The 12,498-nt window shown below is 56.7% G+C and carries 8 protein-coding genes; all 8 read left to right on the top strand.

Annotated features, from left to right (window positions below; genetic code table 11):
* Positions 1-44: 44 nt before the first annotated feature.
* The 8 genes from ACOOFE_RS11595 to ACOOFE_RS11630 are packed head-to-tail and all read left to right on the top strand — an operon-like array spanning position 45 to position 12,483.
* Positions 45-671 carry a DUF6931 family protein gene (locus tag ACOOFE_RS11595; protein WP_420415057.1) on the top strand — a complete coding sequence of 209 codons (627 nt, stop codon included), beginning with the start codon at positions 45-47 and terminating at the stop codon, positions 669-671.
* Between the two features lie 6 nt (positions 672-677).
* Positions 678-2,459, top strand: a complete 1,782-nt coding sequence (gene tagH / locus ACOOFE_RS11600; protein WP_420415058.1) for a type VI secretion system-associated FHA domain protein TagH — start codon at positions 678-680, stop codon at positions 2,457-2,459.
* A 58-nt stretch (positions 2,460-2,517) separates the two neighbouring features.
* A complete protein-coding gene (gene tssK / locus ACOOFE_RS11605) occupies positions 2,518-3,852 on the top strand; it encodes a type VI secretion system baseplate subunit TssK (RefSeq protein ID WP_420415059.1) in 1,335 nt (444 codons plus the stop codon).
* Positions 3,852-5,465 (top strand): type IVB secretion system protein IcmH/DotU, encoded by a 1,614-nt coding sequence (icmH, locus tag ACOOFE_RS11610; protein ID WP_420415060.1) that lies wholly within the window; start codon positions 3,852-3,854, stop codon positions 5,463-5,465. The genes tssK and icmH overlap by 1 nt, the downstream gene beginning before the upstream one ends.
* A gap of 11 nt (positions 5,466-5,476) precedes the next feature.
* Complete coding sequence (gene tssM / locus ACOOFE_RS11615; RefSeq protein ID WP_420415061.1) at positions 5,477-9,133, top strand: type VI secretion system membrane subunit TssM; 3,657 nt, start codon at positions 5,477-5,479, stop codon at positions 9,131-9,133.
* A 34-nt stretch (positions 9,134-9,167) separates the two neighbouring features.
* Entirely contained in the window at positions 9,168-9,809 is a 642-nt protein-coding gene (gene tagF / locus ACOOFE_RS11620) for a type VI secretion system-associated protein TagF (RefSeq protein WP_420415062.1), read from the top strand.
* Entirely contained in the window at positions 9,806-10,579 is a 774-nt protein-coding gene (locus ACOOFE_RS11625) for a PP2C family protein-serine/threonine phosphatase (RefSeq protein WP_420415063.1), read from the top strand. The genes tagF and ACOOFE_RS11625 overlap by 4 nt, the downstream gene beginning before the upstream one ends.
* On the top strand, positions 10,576-12,483 hold the full coding sequence (locus tag ACOOFE_RS11630) for a protein kinase domain-containing protein (RefSeq protein WP_420415064.1): 1,908 nt from the start codon (positions 10,576-10,578) through the stop codon (positions 12,481-12,483). Before ACOOFE_RS11625 ends, ACOOFE_RS11630 begins: the two co-directional genes overlap by 4 nt.
* Positions 12,484-12,498: the final 15 nt, after the last annotated feature.

The raw sequence follows: 12,498 nt of genomic DNA on the forward strand, positions 1-12,498 counted from the left end.
TCGGGACGAGCGGAAATTAGATTGTAGGGTCGGGAGGTGCGTATATGGCAACGTCCAGGATCAGGTTCACAAAAGCGAGCCAGGTATTTGAGACCTATCCGGATTTGGATGAGACGGTGGCCAGGCCGGAAACCGACATGGCCCCACAAGCCTATCTGGACGAACTCCGGAAGGTCGATCCGCCGTTCAGCGCGCTTGCCTATTTTGCCCATGTTCTGCCAAAGCGTGAAGCGGTTTGGTGGGGGCATCAATGTGTGACGGGTTTGCTGCCAGATCTCACCGGCACAGAAGCCGAAATCATGGAATTGTGCGAAGCCTGGGTGCGCGACGGCGACGATGACAGCCGTGCGGCAGTCAAAAAGGCGGCAGAATCCATCAAAGCGGACTCAGCCGCTGTCTGGGTCGGATTTGCCGCTGGATGGTCCGGTGGATCCTTGTCTCCGAATGAAGACCATCGGGTCGAAACGCCCGATGATTTGACCGCCAAAGCGGTGAATACGGCGTTGCTGATTGCGGTGGGACAGGTCGGCCCCGGAGATCGTTCCGAAGCAATCGATGCGTGTCTGAATGCCGGGCTTGCGTTTGCAGAAGGCGCTACAATGCCGGCCGTTTCAGCGGGTGCTGGCCTTACCAAAGCTGAGGCTATTGCGGCTGGGACCGGAGGAGGATAAGCACGGATGCAAATCACTCTCCGAATTGAGAATGTTGATCGGCTCGAGACCGGTGGGCAGGTGTCTTATACTTGCTCTGACCGTGGTTTTGATATTGGGCGGCATGAACATCTCGATTGGAGCCTGCCGGATCCGCATAGGGTAATTTCCGGCAAACACTGCGAAGTCCGCTTCGAGGGCAACGGGTTTGTCCTTTATGACATGTCGACAAATGGCACCTTTATGAACGGCAGTCCGAACCGGATGGATAAACCGCATGGTTTGAAGTCTGGTGACCGGTTCATGATCGGCGATTACATTATTTCGGTGGATTTGGAAGGAGTGGATGCGGTTCAAGCCGCGCCTGATCCTGCAGGTGCTCCGGCCGGTAATCAATGGGCCTCTCCTTTTGAAAGCGCGCCGGAACCGGCCGTTCCGCAAAGTGCAGGTTGGCCCGCAGCTGCGCCCGCAGCCCAAGATCCATCGTATCCCATCCCAGAGGCTCATAACCCTTGGGGCACGCCGCAAACTGGGATGGAAGGCCGCCACGCACCGCCGTCAGATGCGCCGGGGATCGGTACTCCGGCGGATGATGTCTGGAGCCAACAAGGTCACGGCTGGGGAAATGCCGATCCGGCACTTTATTCGCCGCAACCGGAAACGCCAATTCAACAGCCGCCGCGCCCGGTGCAGGCAGACCCGATGGACCATCTGGCACCTCAGCCGGACTTACAGCCTTCGTCAGTTCTTCCACCATCAGCGCCGCAACCGTTTGCGCACAGTGACCCGGCGCCGCAGGACCCGCCACCCGCATCGCCGTTTGCGAGCGAGGACAGGAGTGCTGAACTGGCCGCGCCATTGTTCGGAATGCCGGATCTAGGGCCAGAGAAACCTGCGCCAACACAAGAAGCCCCACCTTTGCCAGAAGCTCAGGTAGAGAGCTCGCCCAGTGTCACCGATGCGGCTCCAGAGCCGGTTTTCCCAGATCCGGCAGCTCCGCCCGCACCTCCAGTTCAATCTGGCACGCCGGACCCGTTTGAAGAAGTGATTAAGGCTGCCGAGGTCTCCAGTGCGCCAGAGACATCTGCGCCAGCTGAACCTGTCGTGCAACCAGTTGAGATAGTTGCCGGTTCAGAACCTGGTGAGGCTGAGCCAGCTGAACAAGTCGCTGTTCAATCACATCCAGCCGCGGTAGAGCCGGTCACTACGGCGATTGATTTCTTGAAAGCCTTTGCAGAAGGCGCCGGCATTCCGCAATCGGCGCTTGAGGGCCGGGAGCCGGAAGAGCTTGCACGTGAACTCGGAGAAATCCTGACCGGGATAACAGGCGATTTGATGGGTCTTTTGGCGGCGCGCAGTCAGGTGAAAGCCATGACGCGCAATGCCAACCGGACCATGATCAGCCGGAGCGGCAACAATGCGCTGAAGTTCTCGCCAACACCTCAGGCCGCTTTGCAAACCATGCTGTCCAAGAGCGCCGAGGAAAATGGCTATTTGCCGATCCGCAAAGCCATGTCGAGTGCCTTCAAGGATATTCAAAAACATCATGTCTGGACCTATTCGGCCATGCAAAAAGCTGCGGCCCGGTTCGAGGAGACCTTGTCGCCCAAGGCCATTGAGTCTGAGGGCCTGGTTCAGAAAAGCACTTTTGGAAACCTGAAAGCCAAACAATGGGACCGGCTGGAGGAACGCTGGACGTCCTTGGTCAGCGCTCATGATGATGGTCTGGTGGGTGTGTTCACCCAGTATTTTACGGAAAATTATGAGGAATTGAGCCGTGCAGACGAGGGGGACGCCCCTGGGTTCTAGGTGCCAATTGTTGAGGTGCCGTCAAGCATGTGCCGTTTGTTGAAGGAGCAGTGCTTATATGTCGTGGTATAGCAAGGTCGCATGGACCGAAGGCCTGTTTTTAAGGCCGCACCATCTGCAGCAAAGTGACCGGTACGCGGAACATTTGCTCGACGAACGGGTGCGCCTTGCTTCGCCCTATCCTTGGGGCTTTGCTAACGTGGAAATCGATCAGGATGTCGGTCAGCAGTGCCGGTTTGCCCTGCGCCACGGCCGCGGCATTTTTCCAGACGGTACGGTTTTTAATTTCCCGGCAGATGGAACGTCGCCGCCGGCGATTGATGTCCCCGAAGATGCCGCTGGACAAATCGTTTGGCTCGGGATCCCGGAAACCACCGTCAATGCGGTTGAAGTCGCAAATGGCCGGGATGATGCGGCGACCCGGTACGTTCAAGGGCGGGAAACGATTATTGATTCCACCTCGGCCTTGCGCCAGGAAGAAGAAATCGATGTTGCCCATCCGCGGCTGATGTATTCGATCCGCTCAACCCCGCATCCCGGCCATGTCTGCCTGCCGGTGGCGCGGATCACGGAAATCAAGGACCGGATTGTGATCACCGACGGGTCCTTTGCGCCGCCAGTTCTGGCCTGTCACGTTCATCCTGTGGTGACTGGGTGGATCGATTCCGTGATCGGCTGGGTGGAACGCAAGCTCAGTGAATTGGCGCGTTATGCCGCTGATACATCTGCTGGCGGCGGATTGCAGAACTTTGATTATCTGACGCTGCAAATGTTGAACCGGATGCATCCGATGCTGATGCATCTGCGCAAATCGGCGTACATTCATCCGGAACGCCTTTACTGCGAACTGCTGCAGGTTGCCGGAGAACTGGCAACCTTTGCCACGGAAGAGCGCCGGGCGCGGAATTATCCGGTTTATGATCACGACCGGTTACACGACATCTTCAAGCCTGTACTGGCTGACATACAGGCGTTTCTATCGGCTGGTTATGACCGGCGTGCGATCCGTCTGCCGCTCGAACAGCTTGCACCGAATGCGTTCAAATCGACGATTGTCGACCGCAATCTGTTCTCCCAAGCCAACTTTGTTATCGAAGTTGCGGCGCGCCGCCCCTTGACGGAAATCCAGACAGAGTTCCCAAGGCTCTTCAAGGTCGGCCCGTTCAGCCAAATGCGCCAGATTGTTTATTCGAACCTTCCGGGCATCCCGCTCATTCATATGCCTGTGCCGCCGGCACAAATCCGGGCTTTGACCGACCGGGTCTATTTCCGTCTCGACAAGACAACACCGCTGTGGCGCGAGTTCAGCCAGGATTCAGCAATTGGCCTTCAGTTCTCAGGCAATTGGCCGGACCTGCAGCTTGAATTCTACGCCATTCGGGAGGACCGTTGATGGCCGACGATGACGATCCCTTTGGTGTTTCCAAACGCAAGGGCAAAACCATCGTCCGGCCAAATCCTGGCGGCCGGTGGAGCGAAACACCGTCTGACGCCCCGCCGCCTGCACAAGCGACGCCGCCGCAAGCGCCGCCCGGTCAGATAAACCAACCGCCGCCCAACCCGCCGCCGCAACAACCGCCGGGACAGGCTGCGGGAGCTGATCCGTGGCAACGCGGTGGTGCGGGCCAAGATCCATATGCCCCGACCCCAACCGGCTATGAATATGGGCAGGAAAAAGCGCCGGACCTGCATCATCCGCCGCAGGCGGCACCAGCCGCGCCACAACAACCGCCGCCGCCCACTCAAGGGCAATTGGCGGCAACACCTGATTTGGCGCAGATCCGGGTCGCGAACCGAAATCCGATTTCGCGTGCGGCCGCGCCGCTGTTGCTGCTTTTGGGGCGTCTGCATCTGACCATGACGGATGCGCAGTTCGATGCGCTGATGCGCGACGTTTATAACGCGATCAAGAGCTTTGAAAAGGAACTCAGAAATTCCGGCATAACCGACGATCAGATCCGCTCAGCCGCCTATGCCCTTTGCGCAACATCGGACGACATTGTCCAGAATTTGCCATCTGCCGGCCGCCACCAGTGGACCCAATATTCGATGCTGACCCAGTTTTTTGGGCAGGCGACCGGCGGTGTCGAGTTTTACCAGCTTCTGGAAAAGGCCAAACAGGATCCAGGCCGGAATTATGGCGTTCTGGAAGTCATGCACTCCTGTCTGTCACTCGGGTTTTTCGGCAAATACCGGGCCATCCAGGGCGGGCAGCAAGGCCTGGAACGCGAACGTCGCGATCTTCATGAAATCCTGCGCCGCGTCCGGCCACGTCCGGGCGATGATCTCTCGCCCCATTGGCGCGGCCTGGAACTGATGCAGAAGAAATCCGGGTTTTCCATCCCGATTTGGTCGGTCGCCGCAATCTGCGCGGCAATCCTGATGGGGGGATACATCACATTGCTTCTGCTGCTCTCGGGAGGAAGTGAAGTTCTGGCAAGCCGGGAAGCCGCGCTTTTCCCGAGCGGGCCGATTGAGCTTGCCCGTGCTGGCTATCAACCCAAGCCGCCGCCACCACCGCCTCCGCCAGAGGACGCTCTGATTGACGTTTTGAACGACCGGATCGGCGGTTTGGACGGCCTTGAGATATCGCAGGCGGGCCCTGCTGTCCTTCTGCGCATGCGCGCGCAATTTGATGTGGCCGCAGCGACCTTGAAACCGGAGTTCGAGGACTTGGTCATTCAGGTCAGCGCAACATTGAATGAAGAGGGCGGCGAAATCCTAGTTGTCGGGCACACGGACAGTGACCCGATCCGCAACAATCCGCGGTTCCCGAGCAACTGGCACCTGTCCGTCGAACGCGCCAAATCGGTCGCCGCTATCATGCAAGGGATCCTGGAAGATCCGGACCGGATCACGGTCGAAGGCCGAGGCGCCGATGAACCGATTGAGCCGAACACAAGCCGCGAGGGAAAGGCGAAAAACCGGAGAGTGGATGTCTTCGTCAAACCCTTGCCCGGACGGCCGGTCGCGGCCCTGCAACTTGGTGAGAAAAACCAGGAATAAAGGCTATTTGGATGAAGTTCTGGTTTGGAATTATTGCGATTTTCTTAGGCATTTTTGCCTTGATTGCCTTGATCTGGTTTGGCGGACCGTTCTTGGCGATCGCAGGCGTGCGACCGTTCGAACCCTTGTGGGTGCGCTTAACGCTGGCCTTGCTGATCCTGCTCAGCATCGGCGGCTGGCAGGTTTACCGGATTTACAAACGGATCAAGGCAAACCGGGAACTGGAACAGGAAATTCTTCAGCCCAAAGCGAGCGAAGAAGATCTGCAAATCATGTCGGAGCGGATGGCCGATGCGCTGAAAACGCTCAAGAAAGCGAGCGGGAATTCCAGAACCTACCTTTATGATCTGCCCTGGTATTTGATGATCGGTCCGCCGGGAGCCGGCAAAACGACCGCCTTGATGCAATCCGGTCTGAAATTCGCCAATTCCCGCGGAAAGGGCGAAGCGCAAAAACTGGAAGGCCTGGGCGGCACCCGGTTCTGCGACTGGTGGTTTGCCGAAAGCGCGGTGCTGATCGACACGGCCGGGCGTTATACAACGCAGGATTCAGATGAGGAACACGACCGGGAGGCCTGGCAAGGGTTCTTGAAAATCCTGCGCAAAGCGCGGCCGAAGCAACCGATCAATGGGGTCATGGTGTCGATCAGCTTGGAAGACCTGATGACGCTTCCAGAAGAAGATCTCAAGCTGCACACCGATGCGATCCGGGCCCGATTGGTCGAACTCTATAAGACGCTCAAAATCGATTTTCCAGTCTACATGATTTTTACCAAGGCCGACACGATTGCCGGCTTCATGGAGTTTTTTGGCTCCTATCCGGAAACCCGCCGGAACCTGGTGTGGGGCGCAACGTTTCAGACCCGCGAAAAAAACAAAAATATGGTCGCTGAAACTCCCGCCGAATTTGATCTTCTGATTGAACGCTTGAATGAGGAACTGCCGGACCGCTTACAGGAAGAACCGGATCCACGCGCGCGGCTGATGTTGTTCGGCCTGCCGACCCAAGTCGCATCGCTGAAGGACCGGGTGATCGGCTTCATGAACGCCATTTTTGAGCCAAGCCGCTATTATCCGAATGCCGTTCTGCGTGGGTTTTATTTTACCTCTGGGACCCAGACTGGAACCGCGATTGACCGGGTAATCGGTTCGATGAGCCAGGCGTTCGGCACAGCTTATCAGGCCGCGGCCCTTTCAGGGCAGGGCAAAAGTTATTTCCTTCGCGATTTGCTGACAAAGGTGATCATCGGAGAATCCGGCTGGGTCTCGAACAACCGGCAGGCGGTGCGTCTAGCGACCGCCGCACGGATTGCTGCTTATGCGGCCATCGGACTGCTGACCGTTGGGTTGGGAACTGTGTGGACCATCAGTTATCTGAACAACAAGGCCTTGATCGAAGAGACGAATGCGGCGGTTGCCACAGTCCGGTCGAACGGGGAAGGGGTGATCGATCAAAGGATCGTGCGCGACAATAACTTAGTCGATGTAAACGCCATCTTGTTGTATTTGCGTTCACTTCCCGCCGGATACAACACGCGGGATGACGACATTCCTCTCATGGAGCAATTTGGACTCAGTCAGCGGGAGCGGCTGGTGGCAGCCGGGATATCGTCCTACCGGAGCGGTCTGGAGCGGCTCTTAAGACCCCGGCTGTTGCTGCGCATTGAAGAACAGATGGCCGATGTTCTGGATAACCGGCAAGGGCCGGACCGCAGCGAAATTGATGTGCTCTATAATCTTGCCAAGCTCTACAGGATGGTTGCGGGCGACGCGCCGGAGATCGACAAGGAGCAGATCAAAAATTCCTTCCGCGCGGATTTCCTGGCAAGTTTCCCTGGACCTGGAAATGAAGCCCTGCGGTTCCAGTTAAACAGCCATATTGCGGCGATGCTGGATCTGGATTTCGGCGGCTCTGTGCTGACCAGCCAGCTGGACGGGGTTCTTGTTGAGGAAGTCCAGCGTGAACTGGCACGGGTCAGCCTGGCCGAACGCGGCTATGCCTTATTAAAATCCCGGGCCAAAGGTCTCAGCGCTGAACACTGGATCGCCAAACAGCGCGGCGGTCCGGATATGGAAACGATCTTTGAAACGGAAAACGGCGATACGCTGGATACAGTGGTTGTCGATAAGTTCTATACCTATCCAGGCTTCCATTTGACTGTTTTGCCGAATTTGGCCGGGATCCGGGAAGAGCTGGAACGCGACAACTGGATTTTCGGCAAGATCGGCGAGGCGACCGCTTTCTCCGGCCAATACCAATCTCTGCCGGCGGAAATCCTGGGGCTTTACACCAAGGACTTTATCGCGGCCTGGGACACAGCGCTCGGAAATCTGAAATTCAAGTCGATGAGCAGTGACAAGCCGCTGTATACGACCCTGCAAGCGGTCTCTGCGCCGACGTCGCCCATCGTCCAGCTGTTGGAAAGTGTCCGCAGCGAAACATCGCTGACAAAAGATCAATCCGCAGGTGACGGCGGCGGACTTGGTGCCTCCAGCGGCCAGGCCAAGGAAGTCGGGGCTGGGGCTGCAGAGAAAGTCTTCCAGCGCTATGTGATTGATTCTTCGGGTGGTCTGAAGCGCATTGGCCTGGAAGCGGGATTGAAGTTGCTGGCGCCCCAAGGCATTTCAGGCGCAATTGGCGCAGCAGGTGGCCAAAACGATCCAGGTGTTGTGCCTGGGCAAGCCATCGAGGATTATTTCCGGCCCTATCATGTTCTTGTTGAAGGAAACAACAGCCGCAAGATCGATGCGTTGCTGCTCAACTTCAAAAACATTCTCGACAATCTGCTGGTCGTTGCGAACAACCCGCTGCAGAGCGAAACCGCGAACTCTAACGTTCAAATCCAAGCTTCACTTTTGCGCAGCAACGCCACCAGATTTCCCAGCCCGATTGACCGTTTGATCCAGCAAGCGGCAAAAGAATTCGATGAGGAATACAAGGAAACTTCGATCTCGCAGCTCAACGAAAAACTTAAAATTAATGTCGTTGGCAGCTGCCAGAAAATCGTTGGCCGAAATTATCCGTTCAACAATGGCCGCTCTGAAGTCGCGATGACGGATTTTGCAAAGCTGTTCTCTCCGTCCGGGATCATGCAGCAGTTTTTTGATCAGAACCTGAAGCCGTTGGTGAATACAAGCGCGCGGCCGTGGACCTGGAAACCGGAGGTGACCCAGGCGGACCGGCTGTCCAATGCCACCTTGCGCCAGTTCGAACGGGCCGCTTTGATCCGGGATGCGTTTTTTCCGACCGGCAACGCCTATCCCTCGGTTGGCTTGCAAGTGGTGCCCCGCGCATTGTCGCCGCAGGCAGATGCGGCAAGCATGGAAGTGAACGGCAATCTTGTTTTGGTCAATCGCGGGCCAGGCTTCAACGCTGAAATTCAGCCACTGCCAGCCAGTTTTGACTGGCCTGGCAATTCGGCAACTCCCCGGATGGTTCTGGTGGTTGTCCCGGAAGTGCCCGGCTACAAATCCCGCCAGGAAATTCATGGTGACTGGGCGTTCTACCGGTTCGTGCGGGCAAACCGGGTCAGTTCGAAAGGCAAAAGCTTCGTCATTCGACGGACATTGGGCGGCCGGCAAGTGGCCTTTACCGTCACTTTAGGCACAAAACCCAATCCATTCTTTTTGTCGGCCGTCGGTGAGTTCCGATGCCCGACCAGTTTTTGACGTTATGGGGTGCGGATATTTCGGCAAGTTGCCCATGCGCGGGGACTTCGTCAGCCGGGATTGTCCGGCCGGGTTCTTGGAGATCTGGGAGCCGTTTTTACAAGAGGGCCTGAGCCAGGCCCGCCTCGATCTGAAAGAGGCATGGGAGGAGGCTTATATGACCATGCCGGTGTGGAGGTTTCTGAATGAACCGGTTGGAAAGGACAGCCCTTTGCAGGCTGCCGTAGCCGGGGCTTTCATGCCGAATGTCGACCGGATTGGACGCAAATATCCCTTGGCACTTGTGGCTGAAATCAAGCGCTCTGGGGACGGAGACTATCCCTCAGACAAATGGTTCGCTGACTTGGAAAACACGCTTTTGGCAACGTTGAGGGACGAAGCGACATTCGAGCAGTTTTTGAGCGATGTTGATGCGTTGCCGGAGGCGGAAACTGTACAAGTCAGCTCGAAAGAAAAAGATCGGACTGGCTTTGCTCTGGCCGGACCTCAGGTGGACGATTTGCAGTCTGAATTTTGGACCGGGGCGCGTGGGAAAACCTATCGGTTCAAGTTTTCCGGAATGCCGGAGGCAGCGGCTTTCAAAATGTTGGTAAGACCCGAGTTATCTGATCAAGAAACTGGGGGAAGTTCGGCAGGGGATGTTCATGGGCAGTCTCGGGAGGATCTGCAGACATGACGGCTCGTTTGAAGGCACAGGACAATCTTCATGGATTTGCAGTTGGCTTGACCGATGTCGGGCGCATGCGTCAGGAAAACCAGGATACGTTTTTCATCGATGAGGACTTAGGGGTCTATGCCGTGATGGATGGTGCCGGCGGTATGAATGACGGTGCCCGCGCATCTGGACTAGTCCGTGAAGCGTTGACCGGCATCTCCAATCCAACAAGTGCGGAAAACCTGTTTGACCAGTTCGAAAACCATGTCATCCGGGCGAAAGACCAGATCGAGCGGGCAGCCGAACACGCTAATGGTGCCGGGATGGGAACCACAATTGCCGCACTTCTGACCTACGGATCCCACTTTGTTTGTCTTTGGGCTGGAGACAGCCGGGTCTACAGGTTCCGCAACGGGCGGCTTGAACAGCTGACAACAGACCATACCGAGGCTCAGGACCTGGTCGACAAACGGGTTCTGACGCCAGAAGAAGCCAAGAAGTATCCGCGCCGCCATGTGATCACCCGGGCCATCGGATCTGGGCTGGATCTCGAACTGGATGCAGTATCCGGCAATTTGCGGTCTTCTGACCGCTTTATGCTGTGTTCAGATGGTTTGACCGGCCATCTGGACGATGCCGTTATCGAGACGTTTTTGATGAACAGCGCGGCAAAAGCGACCGCAAAAGGGTTGATTGACGGTGCGCTTGAAAGCGGTGGATCCGACAATGTGACCGTTGTCATTGTTGACATCGACCAATCATCCTCGTCGCAGGCAGAGGACCGCAAATGACACCTCCCGACAATCTGCTGCCCAAAGGAACGCGGCTGAACAATCTGTATGAGATTGAAGAGCATATCGCAGACGGCGGTATCGGGACCGTCTACCGGGCACGGGATGTAGAAAGCGGCGATCCGGTCGCCATCAAGGTATTGCTTGCCAGCTTCGCTCGGGATCAGATGATCGTCGATTTGTTCCGCCGGGAAGCCAAAATTCTCAAGAAACTGACCCATGAGGCACTGACTCAATATTTCGTCTTCGCCAAGGAGCCGGAGCTCGGCATCTATTATCTGGCAATGGAATTTGTGGCTGGCCCATCGCTCAGTTCGCGACTGGAACAGGGCGCGCTGGAACCGGAAGCCGCTTACCGGTTGTTAAAGCGGCTCGCCGAAGCCCTCCAGGCCGTGCATGATTGCCAGGTCATTCACCGGGATCTTTCGCCGGATAATATTATCCTGCAAAACGGAGATGTCGGTCAGGCAAAGATCATTGATTTTGGCATTTCCAAATCGAAGGCCAGCGGGCCGACCATCATTGGGGACGGATTTGCGGGCAAGGTCAATTATGTGTCGCCGGAGCAAGTCGGCATTTTTGATGGCAAGGTGACATCGCGCAGCGACATTTATTCCCTTGGTCTGGTGATCGCGGAATCCTTGACAGGGAAACAGCTCGATATGGGCGGAACACAAGCCCAGATTGTGGAAAAACGGCGCATCCTGCCGCCGCTAGAAGGGATCGACTTGCGGTTCCAACCTTTGCTGGAAGCTATGCTGCAGCCGGACCCGGCAAACCGTCCGGCATCAATGCGAGAAATCGCCAATTGGACGATGGGCGCGCCGATGCAGTCCGGCATTCCGGATAAGACCGTCATTCAATTCCAGCCTGGCCCACCGCCCGAGCAGGAACTTTTAGATCAGGACCTTGCCAAACCGAATTGGCCGCGCCGGATATTGCTCGGTTTGTCCTTGATCGGTTTTGCTGGGCTTGGGGCGGCCGGTGTTTTCTTCATCGCGGGACCAACGGTGGAAGACACCGGGCCCGAACGGCCGTTCCTGGCGGCAACTCCTCGGGAAAATGCCCCGGAGGCTCCAGATCAGCCACCGGACCCCGAACCAGTACCGGCTGTTACGCCAGAGCCTCCCAAAATTTCTCCCGATATTCAGGATACGGCCGGACAACAGGCGCCAGAAGATAAATCGCAGGATGAGCAGATTATCGGCAATCTACAGGATCGGACAAACGTCATCATAGAACAGTCTGTAAAACCGGCCGACCCTGCGCCCAGCACAGATCAGATGACACCAGAAGACCGGATCCGGAAGTATGTTACGGGTTATAAATCCGGAGAGTGCATGTATCTTCAGCCGGTGAAGATCGCGGCCAACTCTGCTGAGATCGAAGGATTTGCCGCGCGGACACCGCCGTTCATCGCGTTTGATGGTGATTTCAAAAAGTCTCAAGGATTTGAGGCGACGATCCAGGCCAATTTGGTCACGGATGCGCAGTGTGCGGCTGTTACGTTTTTGCGGGCAACGCCTCAAGGCACCGGGCGGACTGAGCTTCAATTGGATATGCAAAGAACCGTTGTTCCAAACGGCAGCAATATGGCTGGCCGGATCTCCGGGTTTGATCCCGCTGCCGGGGATTTGGGATTGATTATCGTTGCAAGCGACGGACAGGTCTCAAATCTCAGCGCCTATCTGCTGTCAGATGATGGCGGGGCGGGGTTTGTGATTCCGCTGCAGCTCAACAGGTCTACTGAAGAAACCGGACTGATCATTGCCCTTGTTGGCAAGAACCTTCAAAGTGCCTTGGCGAGTGCCGCCAAAAACCGGGCGGCGAGCTTCTTTGAAGGACTTGAACGGGATGGAGCGGTCTTGCGGGCCACAGCAACAACGATCAAGGTCTTGCCGTAAGAGCATGTGATGGCA

The sequence above is a fragment of the Roseibium sp. genome, from assembly GCF_965216085.1.
Lineage (GTDB): Bacteria > Pseudomonadota > Alphaproteobacteria > Rhizobiales > Stappiaceae > Roseibium.

Coding starts and splice junctions, on each gene's coding strand:
- ACOOFE_RS11595 (WP_420415057.1), top strand. CDS start 45: ATGGCAACGTCCAGGATCAGGTTCACAAAAGCGAGCCAGGTATTTGAG.
- tagH (WP_420415058.1), top strand. CDS start 678: ATGCAAATCACTCTCCGAATTGAGAATGTTGATCGGCTCGAGACCGGT.
- tssK (WP_420415059.1), top strand. CDS start 2,518: ATGTCGTGGTATAGCAAGGTCGCATGGACCGAAGGCCTGTTTTTAAGG.
- icmH (WP_420415060.1), top strand. CDS start 3,852: ATGGCCGACGATGACGATCCCTTTGGTGTTTCCAAACGCAAGGGCAAA.
- tssM (WP_420415061.1), top strand. CDS start 5,477: ATGAAGTTCTGGTTTGGAATTATTGCGATTTTCTTAGGCATTTTTGCC.
- tagF (WP_420415062.1), top strand. CDS start 9,168: ATGCGCGGGGACTTCGTCAGCCGGGATTGTCCGGCCGGGTTCTTGGAG.
- ACOOFE_RS11625 (WP_420415063.1), top strand. CDS start 9,806: ATGACGGCTCGTTTGAAGGCACAGGACAATCTTCATGGATTTGCAGTT.
- ACOOFE_RS11630 (WP_420415064.1), top strand. CDS start 10,576: ATGACACCTCCCGACAATCTGCTGCCCAAAGGAACGCGGCTGAACAAT.